18 protein-coding genes are annotated in these 22474 nt (G+C 62.4%); 11 read left to right on the top strand and 7 right to left on the bottom strand.

Annotated elements, in window-relative coordinates:
- Window positions 1-48: 48 nt before the first annotated feature.
- The 3 genes from ACWF6P_RS03080 (at window position 49) to ACWF6P_RS03070 (ending at window position 4770) form a co-directional block, all read left to right on the top strand.
- Window positions 49-1746, top strand: a complete 1698-nt coding sequence (locus ACWF6P_RS03080; protein WP_452619931.1) for a PucR family transcriptional regulator — start codon at window positions 49-51, stop codon at window positions 1744-1746.
- A 289-nt stretch (window positions 1747-2035) separates the two neighbouring features.
- Window positions 2036-3262, top strand: a complete 1227-nt coding sequence (locus tag ACWF6P_RS03075) for a CaiB/BaiF CoA transferase family protein (RefSeq protein WP_452619930.1) — start codon at window positions 2036-2038, stop codon at window positions 3260-3262.
- Window positions 3259-4770 (top strand): carboxyl transferase domain-containing protein, encoded by a 1512-nt coding sequence (locus ACWF6P_RS03070; protein ID WP_452619929.1) that lies wholly within the window; start codon window positions 3259-3261, stop codon window positions 4768-4770. Before ACWF6P_RS03075 ends, ACWF6P_RS03070 begins: the two co-directional genes overlap by 4 nt.
- Window positions 4771-4857: 87 nt before the next feature.
- Here ACWF6P_RS03070 and ACWF6P_RS03065 read toward each other — a convergent pair whose 3' ends face one another.
- The 3 genes from ACWF6P_RS03065 to ACWF6P_RS03055 form a co-directional block, all read right to left on the bottom strand.
- Window positions 4858-6291 carry a uracil-xanthine permease family protein gene (locus ACWF6P_RS03065; protein ID WP_452619928.1) on the bottom strand — a complete coding sequence of 478 codons (1434 nt, stop codon included), beginning with the start codon at window positions 6289-6291 and terminating at the stop codon, window positions 4858-4860.
- A 148-nt stretch (window positions 6292-6439) separates the two neighbouring features.
- A complete protein-coding gene (locus ACWF6P_RS03060; RefSeq protein ID WP_452619927.1) occupies window positions 6440-8083 on the bottom strand; it encodes a PucR family transcriptional regulator in 1644 nt (547 codons plus the stop codon).
- Between the two features lie 102 nt (window positions 8084-8185).
- Window positions 8186-9301 carry an XdhC family protein gene (locus tag ACWF6P_RS03055; RefSeq protein ID WP_452619926.1) on the bottom strand — a complete coding sequence of 372 codons (1116 nt, stop codon included), beginning with the start codon at window positions 9299-9301 and terminating at the stop codon, window positions 8186-8188.
- 299 nt (window positions 9302-9600) lie between these two features.
- On the opposite strand from ACWF6P_RS03055, the gene ACWF6P_RS03050 reads away from it, so the two are divergent.
- From ACWF6P_RS03050 to ACWF6P_RS03040, 3 genes are read left to right on the top strand one after another with little or no spacing between them, the layout of a single operon-like run.
- The gene (locus ACWF6P_RS03050; RefSeq protein WP_452619925.1) at window positions 9601-10788 is read left to right on the top strand and encodes a CaiB/BaiF CoA transferase family protein; all 1188 of its coding nucleotides are present in this window, start codon (window positions 9601-9603) and stop codon (window positions 10786-10788) included.
- Window positions 10789-10831: 43 nt separating this feature from the next.
- Complete coding sequence (locus ACWF6P_RS03045; protein WP_452619924.1) at window positions 10832-11485, top strand: TetR/AcrR family transcriptional regulator; 654 nt, start codon at window positions 10832-10834, stop codon at window positions 11483-11485.
- Between the two features lie 2 nt (window positions 11486-11487).
- Window positions 11488-12147, top strand: coding sequence for an enoyl-CoA hydratase-related protein (locus ACWF6P_RS03040; protein ID WP_452619923.1), 660 nt, complete (start codon window positions 11488-11490; stop codon window positions 12145-12147).
- Here the strand turns inward: ACWF6P_RS03040 and ACWF6P_RS03035 are convergent.
- Window positions 12115-12660: a hypothetical protein gene (locus tag ACWF6P_RS03035; protein WP_452619922.1), complete on the bottom strand. Its 546-nt coding sequence runs from the start codon at window positions 12658-12660 to the stop codon at window positions 12115-12117. The two genes, ACWF6P_RS03040 and ACWF6P_RS03035, sit on opposite strands and share 33 nt — an antisense overlap.
- Window positions 12661-12757: 97 nt before the next feature.
- On the opposite strand from ACWF6P_RS03035, the gene ACWF6P_RS03030 reads away from it, so the two are divergent.
- Window positions 12758-13489, top strand: coding sequence for an MBL fold metallo-hydrolase (locus ACWF6P_RS03030; protein WP_452619921.1), 732 nt, complete (start codon window positions 12758-12760; stop codon window positions 13487-13489).
- On the opposite strand, the gene ACWF6P_RS03025 is transcribed toward ACWF6P_RS03030, so the two are convergent.
- Window positions 13481-14872 carry an amidase gene (locus tag ACWF6P_RS03025; protein ID WP_452619920.1) on the bottom strand — a complete coding sequence of 464 codons (1392 nt, stop codon included), beginning with the start codon at window positions 14870-14872 and terminating at the stop codon, window positions 13481-13483. The genes ACWF6P_RS03030 and ACWF6P_RS03025 overlap by 9 nt on opposite strands.
- Before the next feature lie 426 nt (window positions 14873-15298).
- On the opposite strand from ACWF6P_RS03025, the gene ACWF6P_RS03020 reads away from it, so the two are divergent.
- From ACWF6P_RS03020 to ACWF6P_RS03005, 4 genes are all read left to right on the top strand, one after another.
- Complete coding sequence (locus ACWF6P_RS03020; RefSeq protein ID WP_452619919.1) at window positions 15299-16195, top strand: zeta toxin family protein; 897 nt, start codon at window positions 15299-15301, stop codon at window positions 16193-16195.
- A 146-nt stretch (window positions 16196-16341) separates the two neighbouring features.
- The gene (locus ACWF6P_RS03015; RefSeq protein ID WP_452619918.1) at window positions 16342-16812 is read left to right on the top strand and encodes a hypothetical protein; all 471 of its coding nucleotides are present in this window, start codon (window positions 16342-16344) and stop codon (window positions 16810-16812) included.
- A gap of 29 nt (window positions 16813-16841) precedes the next feature.
- A complete protein-coding gene (locus ACWF6P_RS03010; protein WP_452619917.1) occupies window positions 16842-17861 on the top strand; it encodes an ImmA/IrrE family metallo-endopeptidase in 1020 nt (339 codons plus the stop codon).
- A gap of 771 nt (window positions 17862-18632) precedes the next feature.
- On the top strand, window positions 18633-19931 hold the full coding sequence (locus ACWF6P_RS03005) for a T3SS (YopN, CesT) and YbjN peptide-binding chaperone 1 (RefSeq protein ID WP_452619916.1): 1299 nt from the start codon (window positions 18633-18635) through the stop codon (window positions 19929-19931).
- Between the two features lie 24 nt (window positions 19932-19955).
- On the opposite strand, the gene ACWF6P_RS03000 is transcribed toward ACWF6P_RS03005, so the two are convergent.
- The gene (locus tag ACWF6P_RS03000) at window positions 19956-22145 is read right to left on the bottom strand and encodes a transglycosylase domain-containing protein (RefSeq protein ID WP_452619915.1); all 2190 of its coding nucleotides are present in this window, start codon (window positions 22143-22145) and stop codon (window positions 19956-19958) included.
- A gap of 112 nt (window positions 22146-22257) precedes the next feature.
- The gene (locus tag ACWF6P_RS02995; protein ID WP_019746112.1) at window positions 22258-22467 is read right to left on the bottom strand and encodes a hypothetical protein; all 210 of its coding nucleotides are present in this window, start codon (window positions 22465-22467) and stop codon (window positions 22258-22260) included.
- Window positions 22468-22474 lie beyond the last annotated feature (7 nt).

The following is a 22474-nucleotide window of genomic DNA, read 5'->3' as shown; positions in this document are numbered from 1 at the left end:
GTCAACTGTTGACAATGTTCACTGTGCGATCGAGCGTAGTCTCGCGACATGGATAGATCTGCCAAATATTCGAGCGAAGAGCTTCAACATTTGCCAGAAGGTGGCGACTACAGACTGACGGTTCGGGATGTCCTCGAGCTGCCCAGTCTGCGTGGAGCCGAAGTCCTTGCCGGGCACGGGGGTTTGCGGCACCTCGTCCAGTCGGTGAACGTGATGGAAGTTCCGGACATCCTGGCTTGGGTGAAGCCCAACGAGTTGTTGGTGACAACCGGGTTCCCGCTGCGCTACGGGCGGACCGGAGAGCTTCTCGACGACACAGATCTCAGTGACCTCGTCGACGGTCTTGCACGCCGAGGAGTCGCGGCACTTGCCGTGAAAACGGGCCGTTATCTCGACGAACTGCCCGAGGCGATGCTGCACATGGCAGAGCAGCGAGGCCTGCCGCTGTTGGTTCTTCCCGTCACCGCAGGATTCGACGAGGTGATTTCGGAGGTCTTCACCAAGTTGGTGGCGAAGCAGTCCGCGGCACTCGACATTGCCGATCGACTTCACCGCTCGTTGACGTCGATCGTCTTGGAAGGTGGCGATCTACCTCAGATTGCCGCGGAATTCGCCGCGCTCTTCGACGTCAGCGTTCTGATCTGCTCGCCGGACGGAAGGGTATTGACCGAGGCCGGGGATTCAGCCGCGCTGAACGCGCTTCCGTTGTTCGAAAGCACCGGTCGGTTCCGGACCGAGCGGGTCGCCGTCGGTTTACAGAACGCACCCAAGGGATTTCCCGGCCAGTTGGCGCTCACCCGAGTAGTGGCCGGCGGCACCGACCACGGCCGAATGGTGGCGTACGCCGGCACCCACGAACTCGGCGCAGTTGTCGTTCAAGCGCTGGAGCGAGCGGCCACCGTTGCCGCGCTGGCCGTCACCAAACAGCTGGCAGTTGCGGCAGTGGAATCCAAGTTCCGCGGCGACTTCCTCCGCGACGCACTGATAGGCGAAGCCGGCTCGCCTGCGGAAGTGAGCGCGCACTTCACCCAGTTGGGGTGGGATGTCACTCGTCCACTTGCCGTTGTGGTTGCAGAACTCGACGTCGATCACCCGGAATCCCAGCACGCGAATTCCACTCGCACGGACCAGGATCGACTCAGTGACGGCTGGCAACAAGTGGTGCGTACCCACGAGCGGACGGCACCGTCCGTCGGGTTCCGACACGAGGTGGTCACGCTTTTCCCGACCAGCACCGACCGCGCGGTTCGGGACATCGAAGGGTTGGTTCGCAAGGTTGCCGGAGATCGCACCAGCGGCCGCCGCTCCTTCAGCACGGGAGTGAGCCGGGTGATCTACTCCCTGGCCGACCTTCCTGCTGCCTACGACCAAGCCTGCACAGCCGTAGTCGTCGGCCGACGCATCAACGGGCCGGGGCGGATAGCCCACTTCGACGAACTCGGCGTACACCGACTCCTCTCGCTTCAGACAGACAAGAGCGAACTGCGCTCGTTCACCGATGACGTTCTGAAGTCGCTGGCGGCGGACAACGCCGAAGCCGCGGACTTGCGTCTCACACTCCAGACTCTGCTCGACTGCAATTGTAATGTCGCCGAAGCGTCCCGGGCACTGCATATGCATTACAACACTTTGCGATACAGAATCGGAAAGCTGGAGAGCGTCGTCGGATCGTTCACCGACGACCCCGTTCTCCGGTTGAACGTCTCACTCGCCCTGCAGGTCATGAAGATGCACGAAATGTCATGAAAAAGCACCAAATAGGCTGACAGAGCGCCCCGATTGCGGTTCGACACAACCGTAATCGCGCCATGCGGTGAGCGTTCGTCACTTTTTACCCACCACTGACACCCGTCGTCGGCAAGGTTACCCATGTGCCGTTCACCGGCGCCCGCTTACGGTTCGAAAGACGGGCCGCACATACCTCCTTCAGTGGCCCTGGCCGGTTTCTCGGTCCAGCGGACCGGAGTCGACCGAACTACGGAGGCCTCAACCACCAACTGGCTCAGCCAATTACACCAGAACACGGCGGTGCGACATGAACTCGACTTCGAAGCCTCACAACACAAGTGCTCGTAGTGGTCCGTTACACGACGTGATAGTCGTCGACCTCACGCGCGCACTCGCGGGTCCTCACGCGGCAATGATGCTCGGCGATCTGGGTGCCGACGTGATCAAGGTCGAATCACCTCATGGCGGCGACGACACCCGTGGGTGGGGGCCGCCTTTTGTCGACCCCCCGTTGGAACCACCGAACACACAACGGGAATCGACGTATTTTCTGTCCACGAACCGGAACAAGAAGTCGATCACGCTCGATCTCAAATCCGACAGTGGGCGTGCAACCCTCGAAGATCTCGTCTGCCGCGCCGACGTTCTCATGGAGAACTTCCGCACCGGGGTGCTCGATCGACTCGGATTCTCCACCGAGCGGCTGGCCGAGCTGAATCCTCGACTGATCGTCCTGTCCATAAGCGGTTTCGGCCACGACGGTCCCGAAGGCGGTCGCGCCGGCTACGACCAGATCGCCCAGGGGGAAGCCGGACTCATGTCGCTCACCGGATCGAATCCGGACGACGTCCAAAGGGTCGGAGTTCCGATCGCCGATCTTCTCGCCGGGATGTACGGGGCCTTCGGCGTCGTCGCAGCCTTGAAGGAACGCGAGCAGACAGGGAGAGGCCGCGTTGTCCGAACGTCGCTCTTGGCCAGCGTGGTCGGTGTTCACGCGTTTCAAGGAACGAAGTGGACCGTCGCCGGCGAGGTAGGCACAGCGCAAGGCAACCACCATCCCTCCATCGCACCCTACGGACTCTTTCGTACCGGCGATGGCGCAGTGCAGATCTCGGTCGGCAGCGAGAGCCTGTGGAGAAGATTCTGCGAAGGGTTCGACCTAGATCCTGACGCCCAAGGTATGGCAACAAACGCCGAACGCGTCGAAAATCATTTCCAGGTAGTCGAATTGATCGAACGTACCTTCAAACCGTACTCGCGTGACGAGCTTCTGACCGAACTCGACCGCATCGGAATACCGGCAGGACGGGTTCGGACGATCTCCGAGGTGTACGAATGGGAGCAGACCCGATCACAGGGATTGCTCGTCGATGTCGACCACAGCACGCTCGGCAACATCACTCTGCCCGGTCCGCCGCTGCGATTCTTCGAACCGGACGGAACCGAAGTGACGGAGACCCGCCACACGGCACCGCCGGTACTCGGTGAAGACACTGACGAAGTCATGTCGTGGCTACAAGGATTCACCCGATGAACCGCCTCTCGGCTCGCGACTTGCTCGATCTGGTGATCGATGCCGGCACCTGGGAGTCGTGGGATACGCCTCCGATCCCCGTCGCGACCGACTCCGATTACGCGGAAGCACTTCTGCGGGCCCAGGAGAAGACCGGGCTCGACGAGTCCGTCCTGACGGGCAGCGCCTCCGTCAGAGGCCGCCGCGTGGCCATCATCGTCTGCGAGTTCGGTTTTCTCGGTGGTTCGATCGGCGTAGCAGCCGGCGAACGCCTCGTCGTCGCCATCCGACGAGCCACGCAAGAGCGTCTGCCCCTTCTTGCGCTTCCCACGTCCGGGGGAACGCGCATGCAAGAGGGGACGACGGCGTTTTTGCAGATGGTCAAGATCACCGCGGCGCTCATCAAGCACAAAGAAGCGCACCTGCCCTACATCGTCTATCTCCGAAACCCCACCACCGGAGGCGTATTCGCGTCCTGGGGATCACTCGGTCACGTGACGATCGCGGAACCGGGGGCCCTCGTCGGATTCCTCGGTCCTCGAGTGTTCGAGGCCTTGTACAACTCACCTTTCCCTGCCGGTGTCCAGACAGCCGAAAACCTTCACGAGCACGGCCTCATCGATGCAGTGAGGCCGCCAGACCAGCTCGCCGAAATCGTCGAACGCGCATTGCGCATCATCACCGGGACGCGTCGCGGGTACTCACTGCCCAGTGACCCGTGCTCGTACGACTGCCCACCCGATACGTCGGCGTGGGAATCCGTCGTCGCATCCCGGCGCGAAGACCGACCTGGGATTCGTGAAGTGCTGCTCAATTCCGCTTCGGACATGCTCCCGCTCAACGGAACCGGCCAAGGCGAGAACGATCCCGGCATCATGCTCGCACTCGTCCGCTTCGGCGACATGCCCTGCGTCCTTCTCGGACAGGACCGTCGCGGGCAGACTCCTCACTCCCCACTCGGCCCCGGCGCTCTGCGGGAAGCTCGGCGAGGAATGCGGCTGGCCGCAGAACTCGACCTGCCGTTGGTGACGATCATCGACACGGCGGGCGCGGCACTGTCGAAGGAAGCCGAAGAAGGCGGCCTGGCCGGCGAGATCGCTCGGTGCATAGCCGACATGATTTCACTCGAGGTCCCCACCATTTCCCTCCTGCTCGGGCAGGGCACCGGCGGCGGTGCACTGGCGCTGATTCCGGCCGATCGAGTGCTGGCGGCCCGCCACGGTTGGCTCTCGCCCTTACCTCCCGAAGGTGCGAGCGCAATCATGTTCCACGACATCACGCACGCGCCGGACATGGCTGCCAGTCAAGGGATACGGTCCTTCGATCTACTCGCGGGCGGCATCGTCGATCGGGTCATCCCCGAATTTCCCGATGCGGCGGACGAACCCGCAGCATTCTGTACTCGTGTCGGAGCGGTGCTGCACTACGAGCTGAGCGTGCTCACTGCTACTGATGCGACCGAACGGCTCAACACCCGCACCGAACGCATCGACCGTATCGGCCTGGTCGAAGCCAGTACCTCCGTCTGATCGATCAGTACCCAGAACACCGGAAAGGCCGGACATCCTCCACGGAGGATGTCCGGCCTTCGTCGATCGAGCACACTCAGCCAGACGTCACGTGAGCTGCTTGGCGGGTTCCTCCCGATCGCCGCCGGGAGTCTTCGAATCCGGCTTGTTCGGTTCCGGATTCTTCGCATTCAGTTCAGGATTCTTCGAACCTATGAACTGGCACAGGTGGTACATCCCGATCACGACGATGGTGCCGAGCGCGATGCCGCTGAGTGAGAACGTGTCACTGAACTTCAGAGCCGTGTCGCCGATACCGATGATGAGGCCGGCCGCGATCGGCATGAGGTTGAGCGGATTCCCGAAGTCGACGCCGTTCTCTTTCCAGATCTTGGCGCCGAGCAGGCCGATCATGCCGTAGAGCACCACGGTGATTCCGCCGAGAACGCCGCCGGGCGTCGCAGAGATGACGGCACCGAACTTGGGGGAGAAGCCGAGCATCATGGCGACGATGCCGGCAACCGCGTAGGCAGCGGTGGAGTACACCCGGGTCGCTGCCATAACACCGATGTTCTCGGCGTACGTCGTGGTGGGCGAGCCGCCGACGCTGCTGGCGATAGCGGTGGCGAAGCCGTCACCGGCAAGCGCACGTCCCATGTACGGGTCGAGATCGTCCCCGGTCATCTCGGCCACGGCCTTGACGTGGCCCGCGTTCTCCGCGATCAACGCGATGACGCCCGGAAGGACCAGGATGATGAACGTGAGGCTGAACGACGGGGCGTGGATGCCGACGATTCCGTTGGCTTCGTCCGAGAACGGGGGCAGGCCGAACCACGACGCCGAGTGCACCGAATCCCAGTTGACGCGGAAGTGCTCGGTGATTTCACCGGTGCCTGCGTCGTACGAGGTGATCGTGCCCGAGACGCGGTCGAGGATCCAGGAGAGGGCGTAGCCGAAGATCAGCGCCAGGAAGATGGCGATGCGGGCCATGAAGCCGCGTAGCGCGATACTCATGACGATCAGGGCCACCATGACGATCAGGGCCACCCACTGGTCCTGCGGCCAGTACAGCCCCGCGACGACGGGTGCCAGGTTGAATCCGATCAGCATCACCACCGCGCCGGTCACCACTGGCGGAAGAACCTTGAACACGACCCGGCCGCCGAGGAAGTGGATCGCGATACCGATGGCCGCCAGGACGAGTCCGGACACCAGGATCGCGCCGGTCACCTCTGCGGACGTTCCGCCCTGGGCGCGAATGGCGGCGATACCACCGACAAAGGCCGCCGACGTACCGAGGTAGCTGGGAATGCGTCCCTTGACCACCAGCAGGAAGAAGAGCGTACAGAAACCCGACATCATCACGGCTAGTTGAGGATTGAGGCCCATGATGATCGGGAACACGAACGTCGCGCCGAACATCGACACCACGTGCTGGCTGCCCAGCCCGATGGTTCTTCCCCAGCTGAGCCGCTCGCCGGGAGCGACCACTTCACCCGGTTTGATGTTCTTTCCATCTCCGTGCAACGTCCAAATCGGCATGATGGGACCTTTCGTGCAGAGGAAGGTGTCCGAACGCTGAGTGTGCTCCAGCTCACAAAACACCGTGACTGGAGTGAAACGCTATTACAGCGCGGGGGTATCGACGTGATGACAATCTGCCAGAACCCACCGACCCGGATTGGCAATATTAGTGATTGATGCCGCGCATCGCGGTTATCTTCAGTGCTAGAGACAGATCCAGCCGGAGTTCGGGTTGCGCCGTGAAGGGTCCCAGCATTTTCTCCAGCTTAACGACCCTGTAACGCAGTGTGTTGTAATGGAAGTGGAGCTTGCGCGCCGTCTCGGCAATGTTGATGTTGGTCGCGAGCAAGACTTCCAATGTCTTGCGCATGTCCTGCGCTTCGGCAGTTTCCTCCGTCAGTTCCCGCAGCGTCTCGCGGGCGAACGTCTCGAGCTCGTTTTCGTCCTCGACCAGACTGAGGAGTCTGTACACGCCCAGATCGTCGAACTGAGTCACCGTCCACGGACCGGAAATCCGCCGGCCGACGGTCAGTGCGGTGCGCGCCTGGCTGTAGAGCGCAGGGACGGCTTCGATCGCAGCCGTCGGCCGGGACACCCCGACACTGAACGGCCTTCTGCCGCCGCCACCTTCGCCGCGAACGACCGTGACGAGGTCCCGCACCAGTGCCATCGTGTCGGTGCCGACACCCATCACGATCACCGTCTCGCCCGTCAGCGCGGTCACCGCCGCACCGGGATCACGGTGAGCGATCGCGCCGGAGAATGCCATCGCCTGACGATCGACGACGGGCAGCCGAGCGGGCGCCGCGGAGGTCGGTTCGTCCACCGGATCCGGTTCGATCGAGACGATCACCAGCGGGCGATCGAAGTCCCACCCGAACGTCTTGGCGTGGGAGACAACGTGATCGTGGTCCCCGGCCCGGCCGAGGAGAAGGTCGTGAACGAAGTTGGCGCGATGGCGTTCCTCCACCGACGCCACGGCCTGTTCGCGGGTGATGACCAAGGCGCACACCGACGCGGCACGCTCGACCAGGTACTGGTCGTAACTCGTCATCACGCGCTCACCGGTGAACAACGCGAGACGCCCGTGGTCGATGTGATTGGCGGAAATCGCGGACACCGCGATGAATTGGCCGTCGAACTCGTGCAGGCCCAACCCGCCCTCGACGGTGTCGGTCCGCAGACGACCGGTGGAATCGACGGCCGGGCAGGCTGACAGATGCTTGCGCTCCGCGGCATCCCCGGCGCGGCAGATCTCGCGTCCGTCCGAGGTGGTGACCAGAGCCGCGCCCTTCATCTCGCGCGCGATGACTTCGGTCAACTGCGGGAGTCCGCCGCCGCCCATCACGACGTCGACCAGGAGCCGCCGCAACCGCTCGGCCCCGAACATGGCGTCGATCTGCGCCGACTCCGTCTGCTCACGGTCCCCCGCTGCGGGGTGATCGCAGGCGCCGTGAAAAACCAGAAGCGGAAAGTCGGCACTGTCGGCTGCGTCGACCAGTTCCGGTGCGAGAGTGTCCCCGTCGGCACTGAATTGGACGGCAAGGGCTGCAACTCCGCGCGTCGACAAACGTCCGACAAATGCTTTGAAGGGTTCGGTGACCCGGGCGAGGGTTTCCGGGGTGGTGATCAGCAACTGCCCGCGTCGTAGCCACGGCCCGATGTCCGGAACCGCCATGAATCCCACCCGCGCAACCGTCGGGTCCTCGCAGCCGCCGGAAACCTTTCGAACACCAGGAAGGAGCGGGGTTCGAAGAAGTTCGGAGAGAACAGCATTCACCTCGGATGCCGGTACGGCCGGGTTTGCCACTTGGCAGGCACCTCGATTTCATTCGGATCACGGAAGATGGTTCACGAAAGAAACGATCCTATCCCCACCGAACACAAGATGTCCGAATTCAGCGCAGTCGACTCAGGCCGTTCGATGCAGGGCGGTCGGATTCTCCTGAGGTGGCGGGTGGATCGGCCCCTGCAGATCCCGCAGTTCCAAACCGGAGGCATTGCGCAGGGTCTTGGTCATCTCGGCCAGGATCGACACTGCAGTTTCCTCCGGCGTCCTGGCGCCGAGATCCAACCCGATCGGCGAGTGCAGACGCCCCAACTCGGCGTCGGTGACGCCACGTTCCTTCAACAGCGCCACCCGACGCTCATGCGTCGCACGACTTCCCATCGCGCCCACGTAGGCAGCGTCCGAACGCAGCGCGATCTCGAGCAACGGGATGTCGAACTTCTCGTCGTGCGTGAGCACGGCCAGGACCGTTCGGTTGTCGATCGGGGCGGTTTCGAGGAACTTGTGTGGCCACATCACGACCAGATCGTGGGCGTCGGGAAAGCGTGCACGTGTCGCGAAGACGGGCCGTGCGTCCACGACGGTCACGCGGTAACCCGCAAAGGCGCCCAACGTACACATCGATGCCGCGAAGTCGATGGCCCCGAACACGTACATCCGCGGTAGTGGCGCGAAGATCTCGACCAGCAGGTCGTGCTGTGAATCGATGAGGGTTCCCGCCGGCGAGACAAAAGCTACGGACTCACCGGTCTCCATCGTGCGCAGCAGGACGGAGACTTCTTCCTCCGTGGCATCCAGATCCCCGCTGCGTCGGCCGTGCTCGACGACGAGGTGCCTCGCCGGTGCACCCGGACGCACTTCGGTGACCACGACGACGGGCGCATCCGCCTCGATCCGTTCACAGACGTGACCGAAGTCGGCGAAACCTGCTCCGACCGCCTGGACGAACACTTCGATGGTTCCGCCGCAGGTCAGGCCCACTCCGATGGCATCGTCGTCGGAGACGCTGAAGACCTCGACGCGGCTGGTGCCGTCGGCGAGAACCTCCTGGGCGATCTCGTACAGGGCACTCTCGATGCACCCGCCCGAGACGCTGCCGACCACCTCACCGGAGCGTGAGACAGCCATCGATGCTCCTGGCATACGCGGTGACGATCGCCAGGTGCGGACAACCGTCGCCAGCGCAAAGTCCTCGCCACGGGCGTGCCACTGCGCCAGCTGAGTGGAAATGTCGCGCATCGCCTCGCCTCCCGCTTGCATTGCCGTCTGTAGAGATTGCCGTCTGTAGAGAGTTCACGGTATCGGCCCACCGCAATCCTTCCTGTCACACAATGCGCCTAAATCCGGGCCCTGCAGTTGTGCAATGTCGCCGTCGCATCACCTTGCGCTCTCGACCAGTGTTGTCACCGAGCCCAGCCGAAAGCAGGCCTGACCTTCATTCTTCCCCTCTCCGACGATCACTGCAGCCGTAACTCACGCAGATGGTGCCGACGGATCGAGTGGGCGACGTTGCACACCACAGAACCGAGGTTTCTCCGATGGACCAATTGCTCAGCGGTATCAAAGTTCTCGACCTCACCCGTGCTCTCGCGGGGCCTCTGTGCACGTCACTACTCTCCGACTTCGGCGCCGACGTGGTCAAGGTCGAAACCCGTGGCTCCGGCGACAGTTCGCGTCAGTGGCCGCCGTTCGACGGCGATCGGAGCCTCTACTTCGCTTCCGTGAACCGCGGCAAACGGTCCATCGCCATCGACATGCGCAGTGACCGCGGGCGGAAACTGCTTCGCAGCCTGGCACTCGACGCAGACGTGCTGGTCGAGAACTTCCGTCCGGGAGTGCTGGCCGACATGGGGCTCGATCCCGACTCGCTCGAGCAGGAGAATCCGGGGCTCGTCGTGATGAGCATCAGTGGTTTCGGCCCGGTGGGCCCGGACCAGTTCGCGCCCGGACTCGATCAGGTGGCCCAGGGGATGTCCGGGCTGATGTCGGTCACCGGCGCCGGGGATCAGACTCCGATGAGAGTCGGTATCCCCATCATCGACACTGTCTCGGGCATCTATGCAGCGTTGGGGATCACGGCGGCGCTGGCCTCTCGCGGTCGCGACGGTCGAGGGCACCGCGTGCAGACCTCGCTGCTGGAATCCGCGATCTCGATCATGACCTTCCAGGCGCAGGACTACCTGAGCACCGGACGCGTTGCGACGCCGAACGGCAATACACACCCGACGATCACGCCGTACGGCGCTTTCGACACCGCAGACTTCCCGATCAACATCGCCACCGGCTCGGACAAGCACTGGATCGCGCTGTGCTCGGTGCTCGGTGACCCCGACCTCGCCTTCCGTGCCGAATATGCCACGGGTAAAGAACGTTTGGCGCACCGAGACCAACTGACCAAAGAACTCGAGGACCTACTGACCACCAAGGGCGCGGCGCAGTGGATCACCGAGATACGCGGTGCCGGAATTCCCTGCGGCCCGATCCATTCGATCGATCAGGTGTTCTCCGACCCACAGGTCGAGGCATTGCAGATGGTCGCGCAGACGCACGGCGCCGACGGGACGTCGATTCCCGTTGTCCGCGGGCCGTTCTGGGTGGACGGCAAGACTCTTCCCGTCAGGAATGCACCACCCATGACACTCGGCGGTGACGCCGACGCCGTCCTCGCCGACTTCGGGCTGCGTCCGGAGGAGATCGAAGACCTTCGCGCGAATTCGGTGATCTGACCGCACACTAGTGACAGAGCAGACGCTCTGTTACTGTGCGTTCATGCCTCGGCCACGCGTCCACGATCTCGACACGCTGCTCGACGCTGCCGAAAAACTTGCCGCCACTGCCGGGCCGAGTGCTGTCACGGTCCGGGCTGTCTCTGACGCCACCGGCGTGTCCAACGGGGCGATCTACCACGCATTCGGCTCTCGCAGTGGACTGGTCGGTAGCGCGTGGCTGCGTGCCGCGCAGCGTTTTCTCGCGCTTCAGCAATCGAGAGTGGACGACGCACTCGCGGACCCGTCGCCAACTGCAGCGGTTTCCGCCGTCGTCGCAGCCGCCGAAGTTCCGGCTGTCTTCGCTCTCGACTACCCACAATCCGCGTTGCTGCTGCTGACGATCCAGCGCGACGAACTGCTCGGCACCGACGTCCCTGCCGACATCGCCGAGCAACTCACACAACTCGACCGGTCTCTGGTCGAGTTGTTCATCCGGTTGTCGACCGCGCTCTGGGGCCGCAAAGACGGCCGAGCCGTCGAGGCAATCGAGGCCTGTGTTGTCGGCCTGCCTACCGGATTACTCATTCACCCGGCCAAACGTGCCGACGGTTGGCGAGTCCCCGACGCAGCAGCACGCGCGCGGTTGGACGCCGCCGTTCGAGCGATTCTGCATCTCGACCCACCACTCCCCAAGTCCCGCAACAGGAAAGGCTAATCATGACCGCAACTCTTCGCTTCGAAGACAAGATCGCCGTTCTCGATCTCGGCGAGGACGAAAATCGTTTCTCCCCGGATTGGCTCGATTCCGTCGACAAGCTACTCGACCAGGCTCTGAGCGAAGGCGCACATGCCCTGGTCACCACGGCGACAGGCAAGTTCTACTCCAACGGACTCGACCTCGACTGGCTGGGCGCGAACAGCGACAAGGGGAAGTGGTATGTGCAGCAAGTGCAGTCACTGTTCGCTCGGATGCTGACGTTCCCCATGCCGACCGTCGCTGCGATCAATGGCCACGCCTTCGGAGCCGGCGCCATGCTCGGTATCGCGCACGATTACCGCGTCATGCGCGATGATCGCGGCTACTACTGTTTCCCAGAGGTGGACATCAACATCCCCTTCACCGAAGGAATGGCAGCACTCATCCAGGCCAAACTCAACCCTGCATCGGCGATCGTCGCCATGACCACCGGCAGGCGATACGGCGGAAGTGACGCACTCGCAGCCGGTTTGGTGGACTCCACTGCCTCCGTCGACACCCTGACGGCCAAGGCAATCGAATTGGTTGCACCGATCGGGCCCAAGAATCCGGGCACACTGGGCGCCATCAAGTCGACGATGTTCGCTTCAGTGGTCACCGCTCTGAACACCGACGGCTAGAAGCGACGGACTGTGTTCTCGCAGAGCCGCTTCCAGATCGTCGGCAACACTTTCGGGTTCGCGGCCTTCGGTGCTCAGAACCACGTCGACCCCGCTGAGCGATGGCATCGAACCGGCCAGCAGTTGTGACGCCTCCACCAACTCGTCCAACCCGGCCCATCCGGCCGGTTCACGCTCGATGATTCTGGTGCGCAACGTATCCGGATCGGCCTCGAGGCGTGCCAGCAGGTGCCCATCGGCGCCGGTCGCGGTCAGCAGGGCGCGCCCGTAGTCGTCGTCTTCGACGGTCGCCGTGAGGAACAGGAGCTCGTACCCCGCTTCCCGATACGACGCGCACAGCATCCCGACGTGTGCGATTGCCCGTTCGATCCCCAGCGGCGGATAGCAGCGCTCGAGTTCGTCCACCTCGATCATCGCGTTGCCCACGCCGGCCTCACCGAGTCGATCGTGAAGTGCGGTCAGCACGGAACTCTTTCCCGCGCCCGGCGGGCCTGTCAGCAATAGTACGAACACGTCCTCCACTATTGCAGAGCCTTGTGCGGACGATGGGCGGCGAGAAGGCTGGAGAGGACAGCTTGACGAGTACTACAGCCCTGATCGGAGCACAGCGATGACCACCACGATCACCGAAATCGCGCCGGACATCTACCGACTGTCAACGTTTGTGGACGAAGCGAACCTCACGATGAACCAGTTTCTCGTCGACGGCGAGGAACCTCTGCTCTTCCACACCGGGCAGCGAGCGTTGTTCACCTCGGCTTCCGACGCACTCTCGACGTTGATCGACATCGACCGCCTGAAATGGATCACGTTCGGTCACGTCGAGGCCGACGAGTGCGGATCCATGAACTCCTGGCTTGCGGCAGCCCCCGAAGCGCAAGTGGCCCACGGCGCGATGGGGTGCTTCGTTCAGGTCAACGACCTCGCCGATCGGGCGCCACTTCCCTTGCAGGACGGCGATGTACTCGAAACCGGGAGCCGTCGAGTTCGGCACATCGACACCCCACACGTCCCGCACGGTTGGGATGCAGGTCTGATGTTCGAGGAGACGACGTCCACGCTGTTCTGCGGAGATCTCTTCACCGCATTCGGGCACCACCCGGCGACCACCGAGCACGAAATCGTCGGTCCTGCTTTGGAAGCCGAGGACTTGGGCCACGCCACCTGCCTCACCCCGGATCTCGAACCCACGATCCGTGCGCTGGCCGACCTCGAGCCGCGGATTCTGGCCACCATGCACGCACCGACGTACTACGGCGACTGCGTCACCACGCTTCACGATCTGGCCGACTCGTACGCTGCACGTTTCGCGGCCGAAACCGAAAGATGGAAGTCAGACTAGAGCCTGCACGTCCGACGTGATTCGCGCCGCGACGGACAGCGCGACATGCTCGCGGAACGGTCTCGCCACCACCTGCACCCCGATCGGTAAACCGTTGCGGGAGAGTCCTACCGGAACCACGACCGACGGAAGGCCGAGCACACTGATCGCCCGACAACTCGCGAGCGCATCCATCCACGTGAGTTTGCGACCGTCCACCTCGAAGCTCTCCACACCGAGCGGCGGAACGAGCACCGACGCAACCGGCAGAATCAGTACGTCGCCCATCTCGCCGAGGAATTCGCTGATCAACACCGCGCGATCTGCCCACAGCGCTTCCACCTCGGCGGAACTGCGATCACGGCCTGCCGCAAGCATGGCGGTGATGTCCGCGTCGAAAGAGTGCGCTGAACCTTCGGTGAGAGCGTGGATGTCCGCGTGAGTCTCGACCGATCGCAACGCACCGAACAGCGCGTTGGCCCGCGGCAGAGCCAGACCGTCGTACTCGCTCGCGTCCAGGCTGATCGCCACCGTCCGAACCGCCGCCAGGATTTCTTCGTCGACGGGCATAGTTCCCTCGCCGGGGGCCCAGCGGATGTCGAGGTCGTCGACGTCGACCGAATCAGGCTCGCTCCACGAGAAATGCGGCATCGACAGGACGCGCAACGCAAGCGCCGCATCACCGAGGTTGCGGGCCAGTGGGCCGATGGTCTGGATCGTGCCGTGCATCGTCGCAGGGTTGGCGAGTACCCGTCCATCCGAAAGCACGCCTGGATACTGACCTTCCGGATCGACACGTCCGAGCGTCGGGCGAACCGAAGTGAGGCCGGTGCAGTGGGCGGGCCAACGCACCGAGCCACCAAAATCCGTACCGAGTCCGAGCACGCTCATTCCGGCAGCAACCGACGCGGACTCGCCGCCACTCGATCCACCGGGCGAGCGGACGACGCCGTCCGGTCGCACCGGACTGGCCGTGGTTCCGAACAGTTCGTTTCGAGTCAGGCCGCACGCGCCGAATTCCGGGGTGTTGGTCTTGCCGATCAGAATTGCACCGGCAGCCTTGAACGCTGCAACGGCCGGGGCGTCGACGGTCGGGACGTTGTCCGCCAGAGTGCGAGAACCCGCGGTAGTGCGCACGCCGGCAGTGGCGATCAGGTCCTTGACCGTGAACGGAACCCCGGCAAGGGGGCCGAGTGTCTCGCCGAGAAGGCGTCGTTCGTCCAGGTCGTCCGCGGCCGCCTGGGCCTCCTCGGCGCACACGGTGACCAGTGCGTTGAGTTCGCCATTGCATTCCTCGACCCGTGCGAGATGGTCTTCGACGACGGTCCGCGCCGACACCTGACCCGACCGCACGGCCTCGGCGATGGATCGAGCATCGCGGCCCACCCAGCTCTCACGACTCATCGCACGCCTCTCCTTGCCAGTACCCTCTGCCGAGCCTAAGGACAACGAGCAAGCCGAGAAACGACCACAATGCACATACCGACGGCTCCGGCGATGTGAGGTTTTGCCACAACGTCTGCGGGATCATCGTTGCATTGGTCGTTCTACGCGATCCGGATCGGGTACTCCATCTACTCGAAGAGTAATAATCGTTATTTTCCTCGCCGCTTTCTAAACGGACCGGCGAAGTGTTGTGCATCATCGATGCACTATTCAAGTTGCCGGCGACGGCACCACAGTGATGCCTTCGGACGCCGGCACCGATCATTGAACCTTCGGAGTGGTGAGCACTGCTTTGCAACCTTCAAAGAAGAGCGTCGGAGTAGTGACATAACATTGGCAATTGCGTTCTCAACCAACTGACGACCGGAGTGAATCATCGACACTGTGATCGATCTGGACGGCGACGCTCTCGATGAGCAGTTCAGCCGTCTGCATTTGGAGATGATTCGCTACGCAAGGTCTTGGTGGATCGATGACGAGAATGCTCGGTCCCGGTGGGAGTCGGACGCAGAGTTATACGATCGACTCTATGGTCTGGTCAAAAGTGGCGGAGTGATCCAGACAGCGGATGTGCACCGGACTCCTGAGAAGGTTTGGTTGTACCCGAGACCCGCGATGCACGCCGAGATCGTCGACAATCTCCTGCAGGGATGCAGGCCTGTCGACAAAAACGATCGGCCACCTGCCTTTTTACTGTTCGGTGGCCCGGGTTCAGGTAAGAGCACTTCGCTGAGACCGTTGGTTTCACGCACTGGCATGGTCGCACCGATTCCGCTTGATGCCGACGATGTGCGAGTTGCTCTGCCGGAGTACGCCGGTGGGCAGGGGAGCGAGATTGTTCAGGAGGAATGTTCATTCGTGACATACGGAGAACTCCGCGAAACATTCCTGTCTGGGACCCCCAATCACGCTGGCGTGTGTATCGACGTAATTGGAGATCCTCAGTACGCATTGGACGACTGGAGGGCGCTAGATCAGGCCGGATACCGCGTCTATGCGCTCGTGGCGGAGTGTCCGATCGAACAAGCGGTAGAACGGATCAAACGTCGCGCGGTTGAATCTGGAAGAATCGTCGATATCGAATTCGCTCAGAACGTCGGCGATCGACCACGGAAGGCACTGGATGCCCTGCTCCTCGCTCGTGAAGCGGGGGAGATCGACCTAGCAGGGTGGGGAGTATTCGATTCCTCCAATGCCCAGCTTCCAGGGGCACCGACCGTCATCGATGGAGATGGAACATTCGGTTCTGTCGGCTCGGCCGCGGTAAAACTGGCATCATAGCTGTATTGTCGGAGACAAACGAAGAGGAAACGGAGGGAGTCGTCATGCCGAGCAGGCACAGTCTGCCCACCAAGTCCCCCTCCGTTGCACTCGGCGAAGCGCGCGAGGCACTCCAACGTGCTTTGTTGTTCGGCACGGCGACCGACGTGGAAAACGCCGAGGCAAGGATCGAAGAGGCTCGCGCCCTACAGGCCGACATCGATCGGATCGAACACGGATCGCTCATCGACGAAATACTGGGTGGACTCCCTGTCCCTCGCCGCGGCGACGTAGAGAATCCAACGGTCACGATGCTCGAAAAGGCAGCTGCGGGCGAGATCCTGTATTCAGAGCTGGTGAGGGCATGGCAGTCTGATCCCGACAGTTTCGGATTCCCCGACCGCGTACGCGCGTTTGTTGAAGTAGATCCGCGAAGGTTACGCGCGTTGATCTCGGCCCATCGGGAAGAAATTCCATTCGAAGAGGTCGAAACCGCCGTGGCGCGTGTTGAGGATTCGCATCAGAATCACTATGCGCTCGCGGCCAGATCTGATGGTGTATTTGATCCCGCAAGTTTGTCCGAATGGCTGACGAGCTACGCCGCTGAACTCTCCCCGACCGACAAGCAGCGGCGTTGATCGCACCTAAGGTCTCACAAGGGCCAAATATGCGGGGTGTTGAGTACGCAGCTGAGAAGATGGTCATAAACCATGGTTTGGATGTCGGATTCGACATCCATGCCCTGTGCAACACATATGCTGACGTGGCATACGTGCAGATTCCCGACGACATTGACGCAATCTTGTTCGGTCTGGTTGGTGAACCACGACTCGACCGACCGCATATCGCCCTCAATGTTTCACGGATTGGCAACCCCACCAATCTCGCAGACCATCAACGCCGTCGACTTCGCTACACGATTGCCCACGAACTCGGACACTTGGAGTTGAGTTGGCATTCGGGATTGACTTTTTGCAAGGAAGGCGGCGAATCGAACTCCGAGCAGGACGGGTTTGAGCTTCCCCGAACTGAGTCTGAGGCGCATCTCTTTGCTCGACGCATCTTGGTTCCACCAAGTCAACTTAGGCAGCGTTTGGAATTGCAGACCAAGGAAGAGATCTTGACCGCGTTAGACGTCGCCGATGTTCACTTTTCGGTTGCGTTGCGTTCCCTCGTCGAGGTCTTGCCTCCAGGGCATATTGTCGCTGCGACCAAGGACACGGGTGTCGAACGCTCGTATCGAAGTTTTGGCACCTCAGTTCCCGCGCCGATACGAAATAGCAGTATCCAAACCAACACGTTGAACAAGCTGAGTGAGCGGCGAGTCGTCGGTCGTGTCGGGGGGCGGAAGGTCTATTGGTGGATTCTGCCGGCATCTGTCCCACTGGAACACGTCGAGGGCGGCGCGTCGGCAAAGGTCCTCATTCGGGGAATCCTGGACTCACTCGACCTGAGCGAGAGAGAATTTCAGTCGCGACGATCCTCGGTAGCGGGCAAAGAAGGCGTAATCGTCAACCAAATTAAGTCAGGTCACTTCTGGCCGAGTCCGGAAGCGATTGCCGCGTTGATTACACAAAAGGTGGGTGCCGACGGAAAACTTGCCGCGATCTTCGGGCACCCGGATTTCCCCAGGTACGTCGCAGCGCGTGCAGTGGAGATTGCCAGCCAGGGATACGACAGTGATTGACGACCCGCCAGCTTTGCGAAGCCACTAGTTTTGCATCATCACTCTCATTTCAGCTGCTGAAGGCCGCCTCATCGTGTTAAATAGCGCCCCGCAGCTTCCGGAGACTTTGATTGGCTCCGTTTCTCGCCATTCCTTGTTCCTCCCACCGCTCGGACTGTTGAAAGCCATGAGAGTGGTTTGCTGTCAGCATGCGGGGCGGCAGTAGATCCGGGCAGGCCGGTTACGTCGAGTACGAACCCGCTACTCCTCCCAAATCTCGTATCCGCAATCGGCTTTTGCCTTCTGAGAGCCGACGGCTCCCTGACGACCGCGCCGAATACGAAGCACAATGCCTGAGCCCGCTTCGTCGGCCGCCCTTCGTTCGGACCTTCTTGGACAAGTAATTCCTTCGGTCGCCGGCCGGTGGTCACGAGTCACACGATCACCAACGCGAGAGGTTGGATCATCCGGACGGCTGCCTGCACCGCAGGACACGACAACCCCAATGTCAGCGAAAACCGCCGAAACCAGACGGCTATACGCGGCAACGCTGGCCAACCTGCGCAGCAACCGCTTCCACACGTCTGTGCGAATTCGCTTCACCAACTGCGGAATCGTGTCGTCCGCGGCGTACTGGGGTGACCGCAACACATCTTCAGACGGTCACTTCGGATCCTACGAACACTGTCACTGTCGGACCCCACGACTAACGTCGTAGGCGGGGTTTGAAAAGCAGGGGTTTCGGCGAGTCGTCGGTAGGGCCCCATGCGCCCCCGGACCAGAGGAGCGACGATGTCGGACAATACTTTCGATCTGGAAATCCTGAGTGCCTGGACTACTTTCGAGACTCATCTCGCTCGCTACATCTCCGTGATGGAGGACGACGACACCCTCGTGGTGGAATCGCATTACGACAGCATGGACGAGCTGGCCGACGCACCCGCGTGCATCCAGTTCTTCGCGTGGAACCAGACCTCCGTGCGCTGCGAAGTTCCTTCCAACAGGTTTCTGCATCCACTGCGGATGCTCGAACCGGAAGACCACTCCGCGCTGCTCGACATGGGGTTCAACGCTCCCGACCTGTGCGAGCACGAACCCGAGGGCAACGGGTCCATGTCCTTCTACATCGACGTCGACCGCGCTCATCCCGAGGAATTGGTGACGAAGGTGCTGCGCGTCTTCCGCGAGATGTGGAGCATTGCGCACCCGTCGTTCCTACGTGCCAGCACCAGTGGACGCGAGTCGACGCCGACTTTCGCCACGACGCCGTCGCACGCACCCTCGGGTTCGGGCGACATGCTGAGGATCCTCGTCGACGGGGCCGTCGAACGCCTTCTCGGTCATCCGCCCAAGCGTGACGACGACGGCGACATCCCGTTGGTCCGGGGTGAGCAGGTCACCTATGTGCGCGTCCTCGAAGACGACGAGTACGTGGAGGTGTTCTCGCGGGTCGTGCATTCGGTCGAGAACCTCGACAACGCTGCTGTTGTTCTTGCACAGCTCAATCGGCAGTGGCCGACCATCAAGCTCATTCTCGTCGAGCAGAGTGTGCTCGGCGTGGTCCGCGTGGACGGCGCACCCTTCGTCGCCGAGCACCTCCTCCGGGCTCTACGCTCGTTTGCCGAATTGGCCGAAGCATCCGACGAACTCGCCGAAGAACTGGGCGGGCAACCCATTCGCGCAACGGGAGACACCGCCTTCAACGACGGTATGGCCTCCGAGCACGAAGATCCCGGTGCCGAGTACGAGTCACACGAGTGCCACGAATTTCCCCCGGCACTCATGGCGCTCCTCGAACTCGACGCGGACGGAACGGGTGAGCTCAGCGCCGAAGAGGTTGCCGTGATCTGTGAGCACGACCGCGACACCATTCTCGACTACCTGCGGATCAGTCAGGAGCAGGAGACTGCGTGGCACGAGGCGTTGACCGAGTCCATCCGACGCAAGGACGACGACACCGACCTGTGTGCGGGCGAAAAGCGCGCGTGGACGCACGCGATCCGCAACCTCAGGCGCGGACTGCGCGTCGTCGTACTTCCCGCCAAGGATGCAGCGCCGACCCAGCTCGGCCTCTTCGATGATCAGGCCTGAAAGCCGAAAATCGAGCGCTGCTTGTCAGCCCGGTAGCGGAATGACGATGCCAGGCAGGATCTCGATCTGACGCGGCAACTGGGGAAGCTGCGGCACTTCGATCGGGGGTAAGCCCGGAATCTCGATGGGCGCCGGGGGAGCGACCGCGCCCGTCGTGGGCGTGCCCGTCCCGTCACCTGAGGTCACGCCGGAGTTCGCGGGAACGCCAGCCTGACCACCGATGGGGTCCGGCCACGGGAAGCTCTCCCAGTCGGAACCCTTCAGCGCGCCGTCCATCGTGCTCTTCCAAATATCGGCAGGCACTCCGGAGCCGTAGATCAAACCACCGTAGGAGTTGGTGATGGCTTGCGCGTCGGAGGTTCCGATCCACACCGCGGTGGACAGCGACGGCGTGTACCCGACCATCCACGCATCCTTGTTCTGGCCCGTGTCACCGAGCTGCGCGGTACCGGTCTTGGCGGCAGACGGGCGTCCACCGGCAAGCGCGTGACCGTTCGAGTACGACGCAATCGGCATCATCGCCTGCGTGACGTTGTCCGCGACGGCCGCATCGAGACGACGCTCACCGGGAGACACCGGGCGATCGAGCAGGACTTCACCTTCAGCCGTCACGACCTTCTGGATGAAGTGCGGCTGCTGATACACACCGGAGTTGGCGAGCGTCGCATACGCGGACGCCATGTCGATGACGCGAGACTGATACTGGCCGAGCACGATTCCGTTCTCCGGCGGACCACCCTCTTGCGTGAGCGTCGGGTAGTCGAGTCCGGGAATGTGTTCGGGTAGTCCGGCCAGGTGAGCGGCGTCGGCGATCTTCTGGGGACCGTTCTCCATCGAGAGCATCAACCGGTAGAAGCTGGTGTTCAGCGAGCGCTTGAGTGCCTCGGCGATGGTGCAGCGGCCACAGGATTCGCCGCCGACGTTTCCGATCGTCACACCGTTGATCGTGAGCGGTGAACTGTCGAACCGTGCGGACAGCGGAATATCTTCCATCAACGCCGCGACCAGGCCGAAGACCTTGAACGCTGAACCGGTCTGCAACGGCGCCTGGGCGTAGTCGAAGCCGGCTCCGTCGTCACCGCCGTAGTAGGCGTCGACGCCACCGGTCTTGGGGTCGATGGACACTACTGCGGTCCGCAGGTCTTCCGGCTCGCCTTCGAGATTCCGCCTGACGGCGTTCAGCGCAGCTTCCTGCGCAACCGGGTCGATGGTCGTCGTGATCTGCAGACCAGCAGTGTTCAGCGTCTGATCGCTGATACCGGCCTCGGCCAGTTCCTTGAGTACCTGGGTCTTGATGTGGCCTTCGGGTCCTGGCGCCTGGTTCAGATCGGTCGGCCGATTGGCGGGGGCGACGGCCGGGAACTGCATCGCGTCGCGATCCGTCTTGGTCAGGCTGCCCAGTTCGACCATGCCGTTGAGAACGTAGTCCCAGCGTGCTTGCAGCGCGGACAGATTGGTCTCGGGGTCCAGGAACGACGGGCTCTGGATGACGGAGGCAAGAACTGCGCCTTCCTCGACGCTCAGCTCACTGACCGGCTTGTCGAAGTACGCGTTGGATGCGGCGGCGATGCCGTACGCACCGCGGCCGAAGTAGATGGTGTTGAGATACGCGGCAAGGATGTCGTCCTTGGACCACTCGCGCGCCATCTTCGCGGAGATGACGAGCTCACGCAGCTTTCGGTCGATACTGCGCTTGTCGCCCACCAACACGTTCTTCACGTATTGCTGTGTGATCGTCGAGCCACCGCCGGCGCTTTCCTTGCCCATCACGTTGTCGCGGGCAGCGCGAGCAAATCCGGAGATCGAGAAGCCGGGGTTGGTGTAGAAATTGCGATCCTCCGCCGAGAGCACCGAATCGCGGACGTGAATCGGGATGGCCGACAACGCGACCTCGGTCCGGTTTCCTTCCGCCGGCACCACTTTGCCCAGCACCGTCGTGCCGTCGGCCATGTAAATGGTGGACACCTGATTGGTCTGCATGTCAGAGGGGCGCGGGACGTCGGTCCGGCTGTACGCGACAGCAAAAACCGACGCAGGCACGATGATCATCAAGAGCACGAGAACGTAGATGGTCCGCCGGACGTACCGCCACTTCGAGCGCTGCTTCTTCGCGGGCTGGGCCGACTTGTTCGACCGGGGCGAATTAGCCGACTTGCCCGACCGAGCCGACGACTGATCGCCACCCGTCGCACTCGATCTGTTCGATGGACTCACTCAACACTCCCGGTCGTGGATCCGGACTTACCGGCACCATTCCACCAGGGTGATATCTCGATCAGATAACTCCCGGCAACTGCGATACCGAAATGTCACCCTACCGGGCCGGCTACTCGCGACGTTCTGCTCGGACCGCGTTCCGATATCCACGGAACGCCAGCCCGAGAGCGACGACGCAACCGAGCAGCACCAAAGACGGCATCACGCCGGGGTCGCCCTTGACTATCGCCACCACAGCTCCGATCAACGCCATCAGGGCGAAGACCGAGATGAAGCCGGCGATCAGCTCCATGCGCTGGGCGCGCGAAGCCCGCCTCACGTGAACC

The sequence above is a fragment of the Rhodococcus sp. NPDC055024 genome, from assembly GCF_053608585.1.
The sequence above is the reverse complement of the archived record's forward strand: the minus strand, read 5'-3'. Positions and strand labels throughout refer to the sequence as shown.